Source organism: Streptomyces sp. AK02-01A, from assembly GCF_033795305.1.
Taxonomy (GTDB): domain Bacteria; phylum Actinomycetota; class Actinomycetes; order Streptomycetales; family Streptomycetaceae; genus Streptomyces.
This window is the reverse complement of record NZ_JARBAE010000043.1, coordinates 1-19,691: the sequence shown is the minus strand read 5'-3', so window position 1 is coordinate 19,691 and position 19,691 is coordinate 1. Positions and strand designations below refer to the sequence as shown.

At 68.8% G+C, this 19,691-nt stretch carries 18 protein-coding genes; 3 read left to right on the top strand and 15 right to left on the bottom strand.

The window, feature by feature from the left end; translation table 11 throughout:
• Positions 1 to 29 precede the first annotated feature (29 nt).
• Complete coding sequence (gene nucS / locus PV679_RS29315; protein WP_319683536.1) at positions 30 to 701, top strand: endonuclease NucS; 672 nt, start codon at positions 30 to 32, stop codon at positions 699 to 701.
• A 114-nt stretch (positions 702 to 815) separates the two neighbouring features.
• Here the strand turns inward: nucS and PV679_RS29310 are convergent, their stop codons facing one another.
• The 3 genes from PV679_RS29310 to PV679_RS29300 all read right to left on the bottom strand — a co-directional run bounded on the left by PV679_RS29310 (position 816) and on the right by PV679_RS29300 (position 5,021).
• Complete coding sequence (locus tag PV679_RS29310) at positions 816 to 3,491, bottom strand: ATP-binding protein (protein WP_416069832.1); 2,676 nt, start codon at positions 3,489 to 3,491, stop codon at positions 816 to 818.
• A 205-nt stretch (positions 3,492 to 3,696) separates the two neighbouring features.
• Complete coding sequence (locus tag PV679_RS29305) at positions 3,697 to 4,020, bottom strand: STAS domain-containing protein (protein ID WP_319683533.1); 324 nt, start codon at positions 4,018 to 4,020, stop codon at positions 3,697 to 3,699.
• 152 nt (positions 4,021 to 4,172) lie between these two features.
• A complete protein-coding gene (locus PV679_RS29300) occupies positions 4,173 to 5,021 on the bottom strand; it encodes a 3-hydroxyacyl-CoA dehydrogenase family protein (RefSeq protein ID WP_319683531.1) in 849 nt (282 codons plus the stop codon).
• A 305-nt stretch (positions 5,022 to 5,326) separates the two neighbouring features.
• Here PV679_RS29300 and PV679_RS29295 point away from each other — a divergent pair, with 305 nt between their 5' ends.
• Positions 5,327 to 5,899: a cob(I)yrinic acid a,c-diamide adenosyltransferase gene (locus PV679_RS29295; RefSeq protein ID WP_319683529.1), complete on the top strand. Its 573-nt coding sequence runs from the start codon at positions 5,327 to 5,329 to the stop codon at positions 5,897 to 5,899.
• Positions 5,900 to 6,192: 293 nt separating this feature from the next.
• A complete protein-coding gene (locus PV679_RS29290; RefSeq protein ID WP_319683595.1) occupies positions 6,193 to 7,959 on the top strand; it encodes a glycoside hydrolase family 18 chitinase in 1,767 nt (588 codons plus the stop codon).
• 145 nt (positions 7,960 to 8,104) lie between these two features.
• Here PV679_RS29290 and PV679_RS29285 read toward each other — a convergent pair whose 3' ends face one another.
• The 12 genes from PV679_RS29285 to glyA all read right to left on the bottom strand — a co-directional run bounded on the left by PV679_RS29285 (position 8,105) and on the right by glyA (position 19,600).
• Positions 8,105 to 8,551: a DUF2550 domain-containing protein gene (locus tag PV679_RS29285; protein WP_319683528.1), complete on the bottom strand. Its 447-nt coding sequence runs from the start codon at positions 8,549 to 8,551 to the stop codon at positions 8,105 to 8,107.
• A 186-nt stretch (positions 8,552 to 8,737) separates the two neighbouring features.
• The gene (locus tag PV679_RS29280) at positions 8,738 to 9,112 is read right to left on the bottom strand and encodes a F0F1 ATP synthase subunit epsilon (RefSeq protein ID WP_319683527.1); all 375 of its coding nucleotides are present in this window, start codon (positions 9,110 to 9,112) and stop codon (positions 8,738 to 8,740) included.
• A gap of 123 nt (positions 9,113 to 9,235) precedes the next feature.
• Positions 9,236 to 10,690 carry a F0F1 ATP synthase subunit beta gene (gene atpD, locus PV679_RS29275; RefSeq protein ID WP_319683526.1) on the bottom strand — a complete coding sequence of 485 codons (1,455 nt, stop codon included), beginning with the start codon at positions 10,688 to 10,690 and terminating at the stop codon, positions 9,236 to 9,238.
• The gene (locus PV679_RS29270) at positions 10,690 to 11,607 is read right to left on the bottom strand and encodes a F0F1 ATP synthase subunit gamma (protein WP_319683525.1); all 918 of its coding nucleotides are present in this window, start codon (positions 11,605 to 11,607) and stop codon (positions 10,690 to 10,692) included. Before PV679_RS29270 ends, atpD begins: the two co-directional genes overlap by 1 nt.
• A 20-nt stretch (positions 11,608 to 11,627) precedes the next feature.
• Positions 11,628 to 13,223, bottom strand: a complete 1,596-nt coding sequence (atpA, locus tag PV679_RS29265; RefSeq protein WP_319683524.1) for a F0F1 ATP synthase subunit alpha — start codon at positions 13,221 to 13,223, stop codon at positions 11,628 to 11,630.
• Positions 13,224 to 13,351: 128 nt separating this feature from the next.
• Positions 13,352 to 14,167, bottom strand: coding sequence for a F0F1 ATP synthase subunit delta (locus tag PV679_RS29260; protein ID WP_319683523.1), 816 nt, complete (start codon positions 14,165 to 14,167; stop codon positions 13,352 to 13,354).
• Positions 14,164 to 14,721 (bottom strand): F0F1 ATP synthase subunit B, encoded by a 558-nt coding sequence (locus PV679_RS29255; protein WP_319683522.1) that lies wholly within the window; start codon positions 14,719 to 14,721, stop codon positions 14,164 to 14,166. Before PV679_RS29255 ends, PV679_RS29260 begins: the two co-directional genes overlap by 4 nt.
• A 35-nt stretch (positions 14,722 to 14,756) precedes the next feature.
• Positions 14,757 to 15,002 carry a F0F1 ATP synthase subunit C gene (locus PV679_RS29250; protein WP_319683520.1) on the bottom strand — a complete coding sequence of 82 codons (246 nt, stop codon included), beginning with the start codon at positions 15,000 to 15,002 and terminating at the stop codon, positions 14,757 to 14,759.
• 75 nt (positions 15,003 to 15,077) lie between these two features.
• The gene (gene atpB / locus PV679_RS29245) at positions 15,078 to 15,914 is read right to left on the bottom strand and encodes a F0F1 ATP synthase subunit A (protein ID WP_319683594.1); all 837 of its coding nucleotides are present in this window, start codon (positions 15,912 to 15,914) and stop codon (positions 15,078 to 15,080) included.
• A 210-nt stretch (positions 15,915 to 16,124) separates the two neighbouring features.
• Positions 16,125 to 16,562, bottom strand: a complete 438-nt coding sequence (locus tag PV679_RS29240; RefSeq protein WP_319683518.1) for a hypothetical protein — start codon at positions 16,560 to 16,562, stop codon at positions 16,125 to 16,127.
• Between the two features lie 274 nt (positions 16,563 to 16,836).
• Positions 16,837 to 18,186 (bottom strand): MraY family glycosyltransferase, encoded by a 1,350-nt coding sequence (locus PV679_RS29235; RefSeq protein WP_319683517.1) that lies wholly within the window; start codon positions 18,184 to 18,186, stop codon positions 16,837 to 16,839.
• 145 nt (positions 18,187 to 18,331) lie between these two features.
• Positions 18,332 to 19,600, bottom strand: coding sequence for a serine hydroxymethyltransferase (gene glyA / locus PV679_RS29230; protein WP_319683516.1), 1,269 nt, complete (start codon positions 19,598 to 19,600; stop codon positions 18,332 to 18,334).
• Positions 19,601 to 19,691: the final 91 nt, after the last annotated feature.

The following is a 19,691-nucleotide window of genomic DNA, read 5'->3' as shown; positions in this document are numbered from 1 at the left end:
GCGGTGCCCGTCGAGTAGCGTTGCGGACCATGCGTCTCGTCATCGCCCGCTGCTCCGTCGACTACGCGGGCCGGCTCACCGCCCATTTGCCCTCCGCTCCCCGTCTCATCCTGGTCAAGGCCGACGGCAGCGTGTCGATCCACGCCGACGACCGGGCGTACAAACCGCTCAACTGGATGTCGCCGCCGTGCACGCTGAAGGAGGGCGCGGGCGAGGACGCCGGTGTCTGGACGGTCGTGAACAAAGCGGGCGAGAAACTGATCATCACCATGGAGGAAGTCCTCCACGATTCCTCCCATGAGCTGGGCGTCGACCCGGGCCTCATCAAGGACGGCGTGGAAGCACACCTCCAGGAGCTTCTCGCGGACCGTATCGAGACACTCGGCGAGGGCTACAGCCTGATCCGCCGCGAATATCCCACGGCCATCGGCCCGGTGGACATCCTGTGCCGGAACGCCGACGGAGTGACCGTGGCCGTGGAGATCAAGCGGCGCGGCGAGATCGACGGCGTGGAGCAGCTCACGCGCTATCTGGAGCTGCTGAACCGCGATCCCCATCTCGCGCCGGTGAAGGGCCTGTTCGCGGCCCAGGAGATCAAGCCGCAGGCGCGGGTCCTGGCGACGGACCGCGGTATCGGCTGTGTCGTCCTGGACTACGACGGACTGCGCGGCATCGAGGACGACAAGCTCCGCCTGTTCTGACCGCGACGCGCCGTCAGGACCGCGTACGGCGACGGGACACCGCCACACGGCGGTGTCCCGTTCCTGTGTGCGGGCCTCTCTGGACCGCGCGCCGGCGCTTCTACGCCGACACGCTTACGCCGACACGCTCCCGGACGACGTCGGCGCCGTGGAGACCGTCGCGCCGGTGGACTCGGGCGCGCTCGCGCTGAGGCTCGGGGCCGGACCGCTCGCCGAGGTCTGGGGCGACGACGGAGGCGGGGTTTCCGACGGCGGGTCGGTCGGCTCCTCCGAGGGCGGCTCCTCGCCGGGAGGAGTCGAGGACGGCGTGCCGGACGGCGTGGGATGACCCGTCGACGGCTTTGTCGGCTTCGTCGGCTTTGTCGGCGGGTCGGCCGGCGTGCCCGGTGTCGACGAGCTGTCACCGGGAGACGAGTCGTCGTCGGAGGGACTGCCGGAGGCGGAGGCCGTTCCCGAGGGAGTGCCGCTGTCCGCCGGCCCCGGCAGGCCCTGCTCGGACTGACTGCCGCCGGGATGCCGGGTGGAGCTGTCGGCGGGCTGGTCCACCGGCAGTCCGCCGTCGCCGCCGTCGGCCTCGTCCGGGTCGGCGGACTGGTCCGTCCTGATCTTGTCCAACTGCGCGCTGTCGTTGCCCGAGGTCGCGCCGAGCGTCACCACCGTGCCGAGTACGACCGCGAGCACCGCGCCCGCGCCGGCCGCGACCAGGTTGCGGCGGGCGCCGCCGAGCGCGGTACGGCGAGCCGGTACCGGTGGTTTGACGGCGGACTGGGCGCCGGTGGTGGTACGGGGCGCGGCACCGAGCGCGGGCGTGTCGCGCCGGGTGACCAGCGCCGTGCCGTCGCCGGAGCCGGGCAGGGCGGGCAGCGCGGGCAGGTTGCCGCCGACGGTCGCCGGTGCGCCGCCGTAGGGCGACACGGGCGTGTCGAACCGTCCGGCGGTGTCCTCGGCAGCGGACGGCCGGCCGCCGGGCCGCGCTCCCTCGCGGTCCGCGACCAGGGCCAGCGCCCGTCGTCCGGCGACCGTGCCGCTCTTGTCGGCGACGGCCCCGCGCATGCCGATCGATGCCTCCAGCTCGGCGCGGGCCCGGTCCAGATTTCCGACGCAGAGCGCGAGCACGCCCAACTCATGGTGGAAGTACGCCTCTTCGGCGACCTCTCCGGCGAGCCTGGCGGCCTCGGAGCCGACTCGCAGGGCCCGCTCCCAGGCGCCCCAGTGCAGGCCCGCCAGGAAGGCCGGAGCGGCGCTGCGGGCCAGCAGTACGGCCGCGCTCGGGTGTCCTGACTCCTGGCCCGGCACCAGCGGCGCCATCGCGGCGAGGATGGCGTCCGCCTCGGCGGTGACGCGCTCGGGTGTGACCGAGGGATGTCCGGTCCACCAGGCGTAGTGCTGCGCGGCGGTGTGCGCGTGGGCCACGGCGTCGTCGCCGTATCCCTTCTCCTCAAGCTGCGCGGCGACGCCGGGAGCGAGCCGGTAGCGCGGACCGACCGGCGTCAGCAGCGCGCAGTTCATCAGTTCGCCGAGCGCGGCGTCCGCGTGCGTGTCACCCACCAGTGCGGGCAGATGCGCCTGGTGCGGGACTTCACCGCCGAGCGCGACGGCGAACCGCAGGGTGGCGCGAGCGGCTTCGCTCAGCCGCGAGGCGAGCAGAGCGGCCGGCGCCGCGCCCTCTCCGAGAGAGGGCAGAGGTATGTCGTATCCGTCGGGCACGCCGGGCACGCCGAACTGCGCCTCGCCGGTGGGCCGCTCGAAGGGCTCGAACTCGTCGAACGCCTCGGCCCTGCCGCGCAGCCGGTCGCGCTGCCGCAGCAGGGCTCCCGCCTGGACGAAACGCAGCGGCAGGCCCTCGGACTCGAACCAGAGGTCACCCGCCCAGTTCGCCTCCTCGTCGGTGAGCGGCCGTTCGACGGCACGCTCCAGCAGCTCCAGTGAGGCGCTCCGGCCCAGTCCGCCGAGAGCGACCTCCTCCAGGCTCGCGTCCGCCGAGGGCTGGTCGGTGTCGGGGCCGGCGGCGAGCAGATAGGCGCATTCGGGAGTCGCGCGCAGCAGTTCGTCGAGCGCCTCTCCGCCCAGCTCCAGATCGTCCAGGACGACGACCGCGCCGATGTCATGGACCAGTTCGAGCAGTGCGGCGCGGTCGGGCCTCCGGAGCGCGGACTTGTTGACCGCGGCGTACAGCTCGTACAGCAGCTCGGTGGTGGTGCGGTGATGACCGGAGAGGCGTACGACTCCGTCCGGTGCGAGATCCGCGCAGTCCGCCGCCACGGCTTCGAGCAGCGCGGTACGTCCGGAACCGGCGGCGCCGGTGAGCCGTACGGAGCGGCCCCGTCCCAGCAGTTCCGTCAGCCGGGCGCGTTCCTCCTGACGCTCCAGCAGCGGGAGCGGCGGCGCGGCGGGTCCCGGCGGTACGGGCGGCCGGCCGGCGCGCTGGAGATCGGCGCGCTCCTGGGCGTCGCGCCGGGCGGGCGCGGCGGCTCGCCGGCCCGGCGGGCAGAGCTCGATCTCGCTGCCGTCGACCGGGTTGACGGTCAGCAGGAAGTCACCGGAGATCAGCTCGACCGTGCGGGCGGGCGGTGGCGTGGTGGAACCGGCGCCCTTGAGATGTCCCAGGGCGGGTGTGATCGCGGGTGCGGGCGCGGGTGAGAGCGCGGCTGTGATCGCCGGTGTGATCATGACGCGCGGCGGACGTCGCGGTCCGCCGCTCTCGTCGGCGCGTTCGCCACCGGGACGCTCCTCGCCGAGGCGTTCGTCGTCGCGGCTGTTCTCTTCCGGTCCCCGGCTCATCGGGTCCATGGTGAAAGTCCCCCAGATCGTGGCGTGCCGTTGCCCCCCGGCCTCGCACGCCCATCTGTCGCTTCTGGTCCGGTGCCTGCTCCGTGGGTCCGTCAATCGGCAGACGGCCCGAACCCTAGACCTCCGCACGTTGTCCGTGAACAGCCGGGGTGCCACCCCGTCCAAGACGTCACACTCTTGTGAGGATTGGGCGGTGTGGACCGGGTCAGACCCGCGGAAGGGACTCTGCGGCGATTCCACCCTCGATGGCGAGAATGCGGTGCAATCGGGTGGCGACCAGCAGCCGCTGCATCTGCGGCGGGACGCCGCGGAGCACAAGTCTGCGGCCACACCGCCCCGCACGCCGGTGGACTCCCATGATGACGCCGAGTCCGGTGGCGTCCCAGGAATCCAGATCGGTCAGGTCGAGCACGAGATCGCCGACTCCGTCGTCGACGGCCGAGTGCAGGACCGTACGGGCGTCCGCCGCGCTGCGGACGTCGAGGCGGCCCTCGACGACCAGCTCGGCGTGGTCGCCCCTGATGTGCATATGCGCTCCCCGAGAGTGCTTTCGTGCTCCGTGTCTGTTCTGTCTTGGTTCTTTCAACAACTGACGGCCGATCAGCCGGAGAAGTTGCCGTCCGTAAGCGAACCGATACCGAAATCACCCTGTGACGTGACACCGGTACGGCCGAGGCGGCTTCAGTGCTTGTAGAAGCCCTGCCCGCTCTTGCGGCCGATGTCACCCGCGTCCACCATCCGGCGCATCAGCTCCGGCGGTGCGAACTTCTCGTCCTGGGACTCGGTGTAGATGTTGCCGGTCGCGTGGAGCAGGATGTCGACCCCGGTCAGGTCGGCGGTGGCCAGCGGGCCCATGGCGTGTCCGAACCCCAGCCTGCAGGCCGTGTCGATGTCCTCGGCGGACGCGACGCCCGACTCGTAGAGCTTGGCGGCCTCGACGACGAGGGCGGAGATCAGCCGGGTGGTCACAAAACCGGCCACATCGCGGTTGACGACAATGCAGGTCTTGCCCACCGACTCCGCGAACTCACGGGCGGCGGCGAGGGTTTCGTCGCTCGTCTTGTAGCCGCGCACCAGCTCGCAGAGCCGCATCATCGGCACGGGCGAGAAGAAGTGCGTCCCGACGACACGCTCCGGCCGCTCGGTCACGGCCGCGATCTTCGTGATCGGGATGGCGGAGGTGTTGGAGGCGAGGACGGCCTCGTCGCGTACCAGCTTGTCGAGCGCCCGGAAGATCTCGTGCTTCACGTCGAGCTTCTCGAAGACGGCCTCGACCACGATGTCCGCGTCGGCCACGGCGTCGAGGTCGGTGGTCGTGGTGATACGGGCGAGCGCCGCGTCCGCGTCGGCCTCTTCGAGCTTGCCCTTGGCGACAAACCTGCCGTACGAGGCCCTGATGCCGTCGATCCCCCGGGCCAGCGCCGCGTCGGTGACATCACGCAGCACCACGTCCCAGCCCGCCTGGGCCGAGACCTGCGCGATCCCGGATCCCATGAGTCCGGCCCCGATGACGGCGAGCTTCCTGGCCACGACGCACCCCTTGATCCCTCTCCGGCCTTAACGCCGGGTTTACATTTGCCTGCTCTGCCGGAGGTTAGCGTTCACGGACGGCCGTGTGGCGGTGAAGAGATGCGCGTCACGTCTCACATGACGGACATCACACCCGGGTGCGCCATCAGGCTCCGCCCGCCGCGTACTTGAGCCCTGGTCGGCTTGTGGGCGCTCCATCGGTTTCCGCTGTCCGGCCGACGCGGTACGGGTCGCCCTTACGGGCGGCCACACCGGTCCGGCGGCGCCCTGCCCGGTCCTCGCCGGACAGACCTTAGGCTGGCCGTATGGTCAATCTGACGCGCATCTACACCCGCACCGGCGACAAGGGCACGACCGCGCTCGGAGACATGAGCCGGACCGCCAAGACCGATCTGCGGATCGCCGCGTACGCCGACGTCAATGAGGCCAACGCCGTCATCGGTACGGCCATCGCGCTGGGACAGCTCTCCGAGGATGTCGTCAAGGTCCTCGTCCGCGTCCAGAACGACCTCTTCGACGTGGGCGCGGACCTCGCCACTCCGGTGGTGGAGAAGCCCGAGTTCCCGCCGCTGCGCGTCGAGCAGACGTACATCGACAAGCTGGAGGCGGACTGCGACAGCTTTCTGGAGGGCCTGGAGAAGCTGCGCAGCTTCATCCTGCCCGGCGGCACACCGGGAGCGGCGCTGCTGCACCAGGCGTGCACCGTCGTACGGCGCGCCGAGCGCTCGACCTGGGCGGCGCTCGACACGCACGGCGCCGTGATGAACGCGCTGACGGCGACGTATCTGAACCGGCTCTCCGATCTCCTGTTCATCCTGGCCCGTACCGCCAACAAGCAGCTCGGAGACGTGCTGTGGGTGCCGGGCGGCGAGCGCTGAGACCACGCTCCGAGTACCACCGCGGCGCAAGCCGCCTTTCCCGCGCGGGAGTTGGCCGTCCGATCCGGACGGCCACCTTTGGTCTGGACCTATTGACGAGTGGTCCAGACCTTCCTACTCTCACCGCACACACTGCGGTGAGCCGTCGCAGGGTGAGCAGTCACGGACCACCCCCGGATTGTCCGGTACTCACCTGAGGAGCACGCTTGAACACGCAATCCGCACTCCACAGATTCCGCTTCAGATCCAGAACCGTCGCGGGCCTCACCGCGCTGCTGCTTCCGCTGGCCGCCATGGTCGGGCTGGCCTCTCCCGCCGAGGCCGCCACCTCGGCGACGGCCACCTACGCCAAGACGTCCGACTGGGGTTCGGGCTTCGAGGGCAAGTGGACGGTGAAGAACACCGGCACCACCAGCCTCAGCTCCTGGACCGTGGAGTGGGACTTCCCCTCCGGTACCTCCGTCACCTCGGGCTGGGACGCCGACATCACCGGCTCGGCCAACCACTGGACCGCCAAGAACAAGTCGTGGAACGGGACGCTCGCTCCGGGCGCCTCGGTGAGCTTCGGCTTCAACGGTGCCGGCGGCGGAGCGCCGTCCGGCTGCAAGCTCAACGGCGCCTCGTGCGACGGCGGACCCAGCGTCCCCGGCGACAACCCGCCGTCCGCTCCGGGCACTCCGACCGCGAGCGACATCACCAACACCTCGGTCAAGCTGAGCTGGTCCGCGGCGACGGACGACAAGGGCATCAAGAACTACGACGTCCTGCGGGGCGGCTCGAAGATCGCCACGGTCACCGGCACCACGTACACCAACACCGGTCTCACCGCGGGCACCGACTACTCGTACACGGTCCAGGCGCGTGACACGGCCGACCAGACCGGTCCGGTCAGCGGCGCCCGCGCGGTCCGCACCACGGGCGGCGGCGGCACCGACCCCGGCCCCAGCAGCAAGGTCAAGCTCGGCTACTTCACCGAGTGGGGCGTCTACGACCGGAACTACCACGTCAAGAACCTGGTGAGCTCCGGTTCCGCGGCCAAGATCACACACATCAACTACTCGTTCGGCAATGTCACCGGCGGCAAGTGCGCCATGGGTGACGCCTACGCGGCGACCGACAAGGCGTACACCGCCGACCAGGCCGTCGACGGCGTCGCCGACACCTGGGACCAGCCGCTGCGCGGAAACTTCAACCAGCTCCGCAAGCTCAAGGCCCAGTACCCGAACATCAAGGTCCTCTGGTCCTTCGGCGGCTGGACCTGGTCCGGCGGCTTCCCGGACGCCGTGAAGAACCCGACGGCGTTCGCCCAGTCCTGCTACGACCTGGTGGAGGACCCGCGCTGGGCCGATGTCTTCGACGGCATCGACCTGGACTGGGAGTACCCGAACGCCTGTGGTCTGTCCTGTGACACCAGCGGCGCCGCCTCGTTCAAGAACATGATGCAGGCCATGCGGGCCAAGTTCGGCGCCAACAACCTGGTCACGGCCGCCGTCACGGCGGACGCCTCGGCCGGCGGCAAGATCGACGCGGTCGACTACGCGGGCGCGGCCCAGTACATGAACTGGTTCAACGTCATGACGTACGACTTCTTCGGCGCCTTCGCCGCGCAGGGCCCGACGGCCCCGCACTCGCCGCTCACCTCGTACCCGGGCATCCCGCAGGCGGGCTTCAACTCCGCCGAGGCGATAGCCAAGTTCAAGGCGCAGGGCGTACCGGCGAACAAGCTGCTGCTCGGCATCGGCTTCTACGGCCGCGGCTGGACCGGCGTGACGCAGTCCGCGCCGGGCGGCACCGCGACCGGCGCCGCTCCCGGCACGTACGAGGCGGGCATCGAGGACTACAAGGTCCTCAAGAACACCTGCCCGGCCACCGGCACGGTCGGCGGCACCGCGTACGCCCACTGCGGCACCAACTGGTGGAGCTACGACACCCCGGCCACCATCGCGGGCAAGATGAGCTGGGCGAAGCAGCAGGGCCTGGGAGGCGCCTTCTTCTGGGACTTCACCGGTGACACCGCCAACGGCGAACTGGTGACCGCGATCAACAGCGGGCTCGCGTAACCGTCAGGCTCGCGTAACGACCGGCCGGAGAGCCCGGACCGGATCCGGCCGGAGAGACGGGTGAAGGGGGCGGCGCTCGGGCGCCGCCCCCTTCATCCCTGCTCAGGTCGTCATGTCCACCGCTCAGGTCGTCATGTGCGCCGTCTCAGGCCACATTCACACGCTGTCCTGGCGGCGCCGCCTCCAGCCAGGCGAGAAAGCCGGTGAGCGCGTCGTCGCTCATCGCCAGCTCAAGGCGGACGCCCCGGTGCGCGCAGCCGAGGATGACCGCGTCGGAGAGCAGGGCCAGTTCCTCCTCGCCCTGAGGCGCACGGCGCGACAGCACCTCGATGGCGGAGCGCTCCAGAGTGCGGCGCGGGCGCGGAGCGTACGAGAAGACCCGGAACCAGTTGATCCGGTCGCTGTTGTAGCGGGCGACGCCGTACACCCAGCCCTTGCCGGAGAGATCCGTCTCCTCCGGCACATTCCAGCGCAGACTGCAGTCGAACGTCCCGCCGGAGCGCTGGATCAGCCGCCGGCGCAGACCGAAGACGAAGAGCCCCACCGCAACCAGTACGACGACCAGTCCGCACACGAGCAGAGCGAGGATCATCAACACCGACCTCCTCGCCTCATCCAGTACCGGAACAGGAACCGCACCCGCATTGCCTCAGCCGCGACCCGGTCTGGAGAGTCCAGCCAGGGCCGCGGCTGAGGGTGCTGTGTCCTTCCCGAGGGGCAAACCCCGGGCCCCGGCCGTCAAGCCGGGCACACAGCTGTCACACCTTTGAGTGGTGCGCTAGCGCACCGCCACCGCACGCATCCGGACGTCGGCGCGCCGCTCGGCGGCGGCGTCGTCACCCGACCGCGCACGTTCCAGCGCACGCTCCGCGCGCTGGGCGTCGATCTCATCCGCAAGCTCGGCGATCTCCGCCAGCAGCGAAAGCTTGTTGTCGGCGAACGAGATGAAACCGCCGTGCACAGCGGCCACGACCGTTTCACCGTCACTCGTACGAATGGTCACCGGGCCCGACTCCAGCACACCGAGCAGCGGCTGGTGACCGGGCATGACGCCGATGTCGCCGGACGCGGTGCGCGCGACGACCAGGGTGGCCTCGCCGGACCAGACACTACGGTCCGCGGCGACCAGCTCGACATGCAGCTCAGCAGCCAAGGGTGGCTCCTCGGGTCACCACCCGGCCGTTCAGCCGGGTGTTGGGCTTAATTCTATGGGGTGTCGATGAGAGCGTCGGAGGGGGGCGGGACGAACCCGCCCCCCTCCATGAACCGAACCGGTTCAGGAGACGCCGAGCTCCTTGGCGTTGGCCTTGAGGTCCTCAATGCCACCGCACATGAAGAACGCCTGCTCCGGGAAGTGGTCGTACTCCCCGTCACAGATCGCGTTGAACGCGGTGATCGACTCGTCGAGCGGCACGTCCGAACCGTCCACGCCGGTGAACTGCTTGGCGGCGTGGGTGTTCTGCGACAGGAAGCGCTCGACACGACGGGCACGGTGGACAACGAGCTTGTCCTCCTCGCCCAGCTCGTCGATACCGAGGATCGCGATGATGTCCTGGAGGTCCTTGTACTTCTGGAGGATTCCCTTGACGCGGCTGGCCGCGTCGTAGTGATCCTGCGAGATGTAACGCGGGTCCAGGATGCGGGACGTCGAGTCCAGCGGGTCGACCGCCGGGTAGATGCCCTTCTCCGAGATCGGACGCGACAGCACGGTCGTCGCGTCGAGGTGCGCGAAGGTCGTGGCCGGCGCCGGGTCGGTCAGGTCGTCGGCCGGCACGTAGATCGCCTGCATCGAGGTGATCGAGTGACCACGGGTCGAGGTGATGCGCTCCTGGAGCACACCCATCTCGTCCGCCAGGGTCGGCTGGTAACCCACCGCGGACGGCATACGGCCGAGCAGCGTGGAGACCTCGGAACCGGCCTGGGTGAAGCGGAAGATGTTGTCGATGAAGAGCAGCACGTCCTGCTTCTGCACATCGCGGAAGTACTCCGCCATGGTCAGGGCCGACAGCGCGACCCGCAGACGGGTGCCCGGCGGCTCGTCCATCTGACCGAAGACCAGCGCGGTCTTGTCCAGGACGCCCGACTCGGTCATCTCGTCGATGAGGTCGTTGCCCTCACGGGTGCGCTCACCGACACCGGCGAACACGGAAACACCATCGTGCAGATTCGCCACACGCATGATCATTTCCTGGATGAGGACGGTCTTGCCGACGCCCGCACCACCGAACAGACCGATCTTGCCGCCCTTGACGTACGGGGTCAGCAGGTCGACGACCTTCAGGCCGGTCTCGAACATCTCGGTCTTGGACTCAAGCTGGTCGAAGGCCGGGGCCTTGCGGTGGATCGGCCAGCGCTCGGTGATCTGAGACTCGGCCTCCGGCACGTTCAGGATCTGACCGAGCGTGTTGAAGACCTTGCCCTTGGTCACGTCACCGACGGGCACGGTGATGCCGTTGCCCGTGTTGGTCACCGGGGCCTGGCGGACCAGACCGTCGGTGGGCTGCATCGAGATCGCGCGGACCACGCCGTCACCCAGGTGCTGGGCGACTTCGAGGGTCAGCGTCTTCTTCTTGCCCGCCTCGGCCGGGTCGGAGACCTCGACGTGCAGCGCGTTGTAGATGTCCGGCATCGCGTCGACGGGGAACTCCACGTCGACGACCGGGCCGATGACCCGGGCGACACGGCCCGTGGCCGTGCTTCCCGAGGTGGCCGCCTCAACAGTGGTCGTCATTATTTTTCACTCCCCGCGGTCGCGTCGGCCAGGGCGCTGGCGCCTCCGACGATCTCGCTGATTTCCTGGGTAATTTCGGCCTGGCGGGCCGCGTTGGCAAGCCGGGAGAGGCTCTTGATGAGATCCCCGGCGTTGTCGGTCGCCGACTTCATCGCGCGCCTGGTGGCAGCGTGCTTGGAAGCGGCGGCCTGCAACAGCGCGTTGTAGATACGGCTCTCGACGTACCGCGGCAGCAGGGCGTCGAGGACGTCCTCCGCCGACGGCTCGAAGTCGAACAGCGGAAGGATCTCGCCCTTCGTGCCGGACTCCTCGGCCGCCTGCTCAAGGCTGAGAGGCAGCAGCCGGTTCTGGACCGGCGTCTGCGTCAGCATCGAGACGAACTCGGTGAAGACGATGTGGAGCTCGTCCACGCCGCCCTCGGCCGTGTCCCGCTGGACGGCCTCGATCAGCGGCGCCGCGACCTTCTTGGCGTCCGCGTACGTCGGGTTGTCGGTGAAGCCGGTCCACGACTCCGCGATCTTGCGCTCGCGGAAGCCGTAGTAGGAGACACCCTTGCGGCCGACGATGTACGAGTCGACCTCCTTGCCCTCACCACGGAGCCGCTCGGTGAGCTGGTCCGCCGCCTTGATGGCGTTGGAGGAGTAACCGCCGGCCAGACCGCGGTCGCTCGTGATGAGCAGAACCGCGGCGCGGACCGGGGACTCCACCTCGGTGGTCAGCGCGTGCTTGGTCGTCGATCCCGTCGCCACCGCGGTGACCGCGCGGGTCAGCTCGGTCGCGTACGGCGTCGAGGCCGCCACCTGGCGCTGCGCCTTGACGATGCGCGAGGCGGCGATCATCTCCATCGCCTTGGTGATCTTCTTGGTCGCGGTGACGGATCGGATGCGACGCTTGTAGACCCGGAGCTGGGCTCCCATGAGTCAGGTCCCTTCCGTCGTCACTTGGAGACGTTGGCGGCCGGCGTGTCGTCGCCCAGGAGCTTGCCGTCCGAGGTCTCGAACTGCTGCTTGAAGGCCGCGATGGCGTCGCCGATGGCCTGCACCGTGTCGTCGGACATCTTGCCGCCCTCGGCGATGCTGGTGAGCAGTTCCTTGCGCTCGCGGCGCAGGTACTCCAGCAGCTCGGTCTCGAAGCGGCGGATGTCGGCGACCGGGACGTCGTCCATCTTGCCGGTGGTGCCGGCCCAGACGGAGACGACCTGCTCCTCCACCGGGTACGGCGAGTACTGCGGCTGCTTCAGCAGCTCGACCATGCGCTTGCCGCGCTCCAGGGAGGCCTTGGAGGCCGCGTCCAGGTCGGAGCCGAAGGAGGCGAACGCCTCCAGCTCGCGGTACTGGGCGAGGTCCACCCGGAGCCGGCCCGAGACCTGCCGCATGGCCTTGTGCTGGGCGGAGCCACCGACTCGGGAGACCGAGATACCGACGTTCAGAGCCGGACGCTGGCCGGCGTTGAACAGGTCGGACTCAAGGAAGCACTGGCCGTCGGTGATGGAGATGACGTTGGTCGGGATGAACGCCGACACGTCGTTGGCCTTCGTCTCGACGATCGGGAGACCCGTCATCGAACCGGCGCCCAGATCGTCGGAGAGCTTGGCGCAGCGCTCCAGCAGACGCGAGTGCAGGTAGAAGACGTCGCCCGGGTAGGCCTCACGGCCCGGCGGACGGCGCAGCAGCAGGGACACGGCGCGGTAGGCGTCGGCCTGCTTCGAGAGGTCGTCGAAGATGATCAGGACATGCTTGCCCTGGTACATCCAGTGCTGGCCGATGGCCGAGCCGGTGTACGGCGCCAGGTACTTGAAGCCGGCCGGGTCGGACGCGGGAGCGGCGACGATCGTCGTGTACTCCAGCGCGCCCGCCTCCTCCAGCGCACCGCGCACGGACGCGATGGTGGAGCCCTTCTGGCCGATGGCGACGTAGATGCAGCGGACCTGCTTGTTGGTGTCGCCCGATCGCCAGTTGTCGCGCTGGTTGATGATCGTGTCGACGGCCAGAGCGGTCTTGCCGGTCTGACGGTCGCCGATGATCAGCTGACGCTGGCCGCGGCCGATCGGCACCATGGCGTCGACAGCCTTGTAGCCGGTCTGCATCGGCTCGTGGACCGACTTACGGATCATGACGCCGGGGGCCTGGAGCTCCAGGGCACGGCGTCCTTCGGTCTCGATCTCGCCGAGGCCGTCGATCGGGTTGCCGAGCGGGTCGACAACGCGACCCAGGTAGCCCTCGCCAACCGCGACGGAGAGGACCTCGCCGGTACGCGTGACCGACTGCCCCTCCTCGATACCGCTGAACTCGCCGAGGATGATCGAACCGATCTCGCGCTCCTCAAGGTTGAGGGCGAGACCGAGGGTGCCGTCCTCGAACTTCAGCAGCTCGTTCGCCATGGCCGAGGGCAGACCCTCGATCTTGGCGATACCGTCGCCGGCCACGCTGACCGTACCGACCTCCTCGCGCGAGGCCGCGTCCGGCTTGTACGACTGGACAAAGTTCTCCAGCGCGTCCCGGATCTCCTCCGGCCGGATCGTGAGCTCCGCCATCTGGGTTCCCTGCTCTCCTTGTTGGGCCCGAAGTTTCTTTGGGGGTCTGGGGGCGACCCCAGGAATCTTCTGCAGTCTCTGCACGGCCCAACCGGGCCGCTGTTCTTGCTCTGTTCTGTCGCCGGCCGTCAGCCGGCGAGCCGCCGTTCCGCCTCTTCGAGGCGGGCCGCGACCGTGCCGTTGATGACCTCGTCGCCGACCCGCACCGAGATCCCGCCGAGGACCTCGGGGTCCACGTCCAGGTTCAGATGCATGGGGCGGCCGTACAGCTTCGCCAGTGCGGCGCCGAGGCGCCGCTTCTGTCCGTCGGTGAGCGCTACCGCCGAGGTCACGACGGCGACCATGCGGTCCCGGCGCGCCGCGGCGAGCCGGGACAGGGTCTCCAGACCCGCTTCCAGGCTACGTCCCCGGGGCTGTGTCACAAGACGCACTACAAGGCGTTCCGTGGCCGGATTGGCCCGGCCGCCGAGCAGGCTCCGGAGCAGCGCGGTCTTGGCGGCGGCCGTTGCCGACCGGTCCGTCAGCGCGGCCCGCAGTTCGGTGCTGGACTCGACGATCCGGCCGAACCGGAACAGCTCGTCCTCGACGTCGTCGAGCGCGCCGGACCGCTGCGCGGCGGTCAGCTCGGCGAGGGAGGAAAGCTCCTCCACCGAGTCGACCAGGTCGCGCGGCTGCGACCAGCGGGACCGCACCATGCCGGAGACCAGGTCCGCGGTCGCATCGCTCACCTGGCCGCTCAGCAGGCGCCGGGCCAGATCGGCCTTGGCCTCGCCGGACTGCGCCGGGTCGGTCAGGACCCGACGCAGCGACACCTCACGGTGGAGCAGCGCGGTCACGGCGGCCAGCTCTTCGGCGAGCTTCGCCGCGTCGACCGAACGGCTGTCGGTCAGCGCGTCGAGGCGCTCACGCGCCGCGGCCAGTGCCTCGCGGCTCGCACCGTTCATCGCGTGGCCTCGGCCTTCGAAGCGCCGTCCTCAAGCTCGTCGAGGAAGCGGTCGACGGTGCGGCTCTGGCGGGCGTGCTCCTCAAGGGACTCACCGACCAGTTTGCCGGCCAGCTCGGTGGCGAGCTTGCCCACGTCCCTGCGCAGTGCGCTGGCCGCGGCCTTGCGGTCCGCCTCGATCTGGGTGTGACCGGCGGCGATGATCTCTTCGCGCTGTCGCTGGCCTTCCGCCTTCATCTCCTGGATGATCGCGGTGCCCTGCTCGGTCGCCTCCTGGCGGAGCCGGGCGGCCTCGTGACGGGCCTCGGCGAGCTGAGCCTTGTACTGCTCAAGGACGCTCTCGGCCTCGGTCTTGGCGGCGTCGGCCTTCTCCATACCGCCCTCGATGGCCTCGCGACGCTCATCCAGAACCTTGTTGATGTTCGGGAGGAGCTTCTTGGCAAGGAAGCCGAAGACGATGACGAAGGCGAGCAGGCCGATGACAAGCTCGGGAATCGGCGGGATGAGGGGGTTTTCCAACTCCGCCTCCGCCGCGAGCTGAACCATGGGGTTCACATCAGTGCCTTTCGTCTAGTGGGCTGGGCGTGTGATCACGAGCCGTAGACGAACGGCATGACCAGACCGATGAGGGCGAGCGCCTCACAGAAGGCGAAGCCGAGGATCTGGTTGGCGCGGATCAGACCGGCGGCCTCGGGCTGCCGGGCCAGGGCCTGGGTGCCGTTACCGAAGATGATGCCGACGCCGACGCCGGGACCGATCGCGGCGAGACCGTAGCCGATGGAGCCGAGAGCCTTGAGGTCACCGGTGACAGCGGCGAGGTTCGAGACAGCGGACATGCCGGAACTTCCTTCTCTTTCACGGACCGATGGGGGTTGGCCACCGGACGACTTGGGGGTCTGGAGCGGGAGCGATCAGTGGTGCTCGGCGAGCGCGCCCTGGATGAAGGTGCAGGTCAGGAGCACGAACACGTACGCCTGAAGAGCCTGGATGAAGAGCTCGAAGGCGGTCATCACGATGACCATCACAAACGAGACGCCGGCGTACGCGATTCCGATGCCGTTCAGCAGGTACCAGCTCGCCAGCGTGAACAGCAGCAGCAGTGTGTGGCCCGCGAACATGTTCGCGAAGAGTCGCACCGCGTGGGTGAAGGGCCGGACGACGAGGTTCGAGAAGAACTCGATCGTCATGGCCAGCGGCAGAACCGGGCCCAGCGTCTTGTCGTAACCGGTGAAGTTCTTGAAGGCACCGACGAAGCCGTGCCGCTTGAAGGTCAGGCTGACCCAGAGCACATAGACGATCGCCGCCAGTACCGCCGGGTAGGCGATGATCGACGTCACCGGGAACTGGGCGACCGGGACGATCGACCAGAGGTTCATCATCCAGACGAAGAAGAACAGTGAGACCACCAGCGGGACATACTTCTCGCCCTCGCGCTTGCCGATCGTCTCGTAGACGATGCCGCGCCGGACGAAGTCGTAGCCGATCTCGGCGACCGTCTGCAGCTTGCCCGGGACCACCTTCGGCTTACGGAAAGCGGCCCAGAAGAAGCCCACGACGATGACGGAGCCCAGCAGGGCCAGCAGCATCGGCTTGTTGAAATACACATTGCTGTCCGCGTTGCCCAACAACGGCTCGAACAGGAACGAGTGCAGGCCGGGTGCCGGGAAGCCACACCCGTCGAAGATGTGACAGTCGGTCTCGAAGGCGAGCACCTGCGTCGGGTCAGCACTCACCGCGGGCTCCTTCAGCATGGCGCATAGGTACGGCAACCTCGTTGTGTCGGCGCGGCGCACGGCCGCGGTTCGGCACTGGACTGGTGTGACGGATGTGGGGACGGCGGCCGGGCGTTGAGCCTCGCGTGAGGACAGGCGTCAGCTCGGATGCCCGCGTCCGCAATGCCGCAGTTGGCACCGGACGATAGCAGGATCTCGAACGCCTACTTATCCCGGCCCTACTCCTCACGTTGACGACCCCGTCTTCTCGGCCGTACCGGCCTTCGAGGACTCGGGCTCGACGTAGAGGATCTTGGCCTTCATATGAGCGCGCGTCTGAGCGGCGATCCAGACGAGAGTCGCCGCAACGAGCGTGATGGCGAAGGCTTTCGGATGGAACAACGTGGTGTCCTTGAACAGGGCCACGAAGACGAAGAGCAGCAACAGCTGGGCGGTGTAGAGCATCAGCCCCATCGCCTGGAACAACTGCGGGAGTGACCGCGCCGTTCGCTGGAGCACCACGAACCCGATGCCCATGAAGAGCATGACCACCAGCGCACCGACGGCGGCTCCCAGAGCTCCCTTGCCACCCGCGACCACTCCGCTGACCGCAGCGGCGATCGCGCCGGCGGCAGCGGTGGGCACGGCGGCGTGAAGGAGGTTCCGGACGTCGTTGGACGGCATGGCGGCAGCTCCGCTGACTGGGTGGGGCAGATGGTGTCGTCATGGACGAGCGTAGGCCCGGTCCGAGAGAAGGTTTCTCGGGCCAACGAACCGTCGCACTACGGTCCTTCGGCTCTGTCGCCGGGTCTCGTGAACAGTATCACAAACTATTTGATGAGGTCTTTACCATGGAGGTGTGCTGACTGTCACACATGCGAGTTACTCCGCGCGCGTGTGCAAGACAACAGTAGCTCTTGTCTGGTATTGGGCCTCAATGAGCAGATTGGCCTGACAATCAGTTCCTCGAACCGGCCTTACGGCGGTCGGGAAAACGCGAACGAGCGCCGAGCGCCGTCGCTCCGTTGACGCCGGCGGGAACAGGCGTGCGCTCGACGGGGATTCCGTGGGGCTGCTGGGGCTCGTGTGACTCATCGCCGAGCCCGGACACGGTCTCCTCGTATGTCTCCCGCGGCTGCCTGCGGCGCCGGTAGCGCGGCGGCACGAACGACTCCGCCCAGCGCGGGATCCGCGGAGTGAAGCGCGGCAGCAGCAGAAGCACCAGCCCGACGGCGCTGAGCCCGACGACGATCAGCACGATCCACATCGACGCCGAGTGCACCGAGTACGCGACCACACCGAACGCGATCAGCGCCGACCAGAAGTACATGATCAGGACGGACCTGCTGTGCGAATGCCCGATCTCCATCAGCCGGTGGTGGAGATGACCGCGGTCGGCGGCGAACGGCGACTGGCCGTTCCAGGTACGGCGCACGATCGCCAGCACCAGGTCCGCCACCGGGATCGCGATGATCGTCAGCGGCAGCAGCAGCGGGATGAACACGGGCAGCGCCGCGTGCGTGGCCTGCCGGGTGCTGCCCTCGAAGATCTTCAGGGCGTCGGGGTCGACCTGGCCCGTCACCGAGATCGCGGCCGTGGCGAGCACCAGGCCGATCAGCATCGATCCCGAGTCGCCCATGAAGATCCGCGCGGGATGCATGTTGTGCGGCAGGAAACCCACGCACATGCCCATCAGGATCGCGGCGAAGAGAGTGGCCGGAGCGGCCGCCTCGATGCCGTACCCGTACCAGATCCGGTACGTGTAGAGGAAGAACGCCGCGGCGGCGATGCAGACCATGCCGGCCGCGAGGCCGTCCAGACCGTCGACGAAGTTGACCGCGTTGATGGTGATCACGACCAGCGCGACCGTGAGCAGAGTGCCCTGCCAGGAGGTCAGCGAGACCGTACCGACACCGGGGACCGGGATCCACAGGATCGTCAGACCCTGCATCACCATCACACCGGCGGCGATCATCTGCGCGCCGAGCTTGATCAGTGCGTCGATCTCGAACTTGTCGTCCAGGACGCCGATCAGCCAGATCAGAGCGGCACCGGAGAGCAGCGCGCGCGGCTCGTTGGACAACTCGAAGACACCGTTGAGGTTCTGCAGGTTGTCGGCGACGAGCAGTCCGGCGCACAGCCCGAAGAACATGGCGATGCCGCCGAGCCTCGGCGTGGGCTCGCGGTGAACGTCGCGAGCGCGGATCTCCGGCATCGCTCCGGTCGCGATGGCGAACTTCCGCACCGGGCCGGTCAGCAGGTATGTCACCGCCGCCGTCACACAGAGCGTCAGCAGGTAATCACGCACGGGCTGCCCCACAGGAATCGCTGGCCATCTCAGCCCCACACACTAGCCCGCGCCGGACCCACCGTTGGATACCGAGTCACCATATGAGCCAGGACAGAGGGACGAGCGAGATGGTTGCACGGATTCCCGCCGCCGTGCGTTTCACTCAGGAAAGCGTCCGATACGGCGGAAAACGCTCCACCAGCTCCCGTACCTCGCCACGGACCGCAGGAGCCTTTCTGCCGCCCTCATGCAGCGCCGAGGTCATGAGCACCGCGATCCTCGCCATTTGCGCCTCTGCCATGCCCTGAGTGGTCACGGCGGCCGTGCCGAGACGCACTCCGCGCGCGCCGGCGTACGGCAGCGCACAGGTGTCCAGCACGATGCCCGCTGCCGCGAACCTGCCACGAGCCGTCCTGGCGTCCACGCCGAGTGGCGAGGGATCGGCGGTGATCAGATGCGTGTCCGTACCGTCCGTGGTGATCAGACAGCCCTCCGCGGCCAGCGCCTCGGCGAGCATGCGCGCGTTGGCGACGACCTGGTGCGCGTACGCCGTGAAGGCGGGCCCGGCCGCCTCGCCGAAGGCCACGGCCTTGGCCGCGACGGCGTTCATCTGCGCGCCGCCCTGGGTGAACGGGAAGACCGCGCGGTCGACGCGCTCGGCGTACTCCGCGCCGCAGAGGATCATCCCGCCGCGGGGCCCGCGCAGCACCTTGTGTGTTGTCGCACACACCACATCGGCGTACGGCACCGGATTGGGCGCCGCTCCCCCGGCGACCAGACCGATCGGATGGGCGGCGTCGGCGATCAGATAGGCACCGGTCTCGTCGGCGATCTCGCGGAACGCGCCGTAGTCGATGTGACGCGGATAGGAGATCGAGCCGCAGACGATGGCCTTGGGCCGGTGCGTGCGCGCCAGGCTCCGCACCTGCGCGTAGTCGATCAGGCCGGTCGCCTCGTCGACGCCGTAGCCGACGAAGTCGAACCAGCGCCCGGAGAAGTTGACGCGCGCGCCATGGGTGAGATGGCCGCCGTACGGCAGGCCCATGGCGAGGACCGTGTCACCGGGCCGCAGCAGCGCGGCGTACGCGGCGAGGACGGCGGAGGAGCCGGAGTGGGGCTGCACATTGGCGTGCTCGGCGCCGAAGAGGGCCTTCGCGCGGTCGACGGCGATCCGCTCGGCGGCGTCGACCAGCTCGCAGCCGCCGTGGTGACGGGCGCCGGGATAGCCCTCGGCGTATTTGTTGGCGAGCGGAGAGCCGAGAGCGGCGAGGACGGCGGGCGAGTTGAAGTTCTCCGCGGCGATGAGCTGAAGACTGTCGGACTGCCGGCGCACCTCGCCGAGGATGATCTCGGCCATCTCGGGATCCTGCCGGAGCAGGGCGTCGGGCTCCAGTGCGTAGGGCGCGCGTGATGTTTCGGTGACGACCGGCATCGCTGTCTCCGGGCCTGGGAAGCGGGTGGCTTGTCATCCAATGTAGGACGGGGGCGCGCGGGGCGCGCGGGACGCGGGTGCGGGTGGGCGC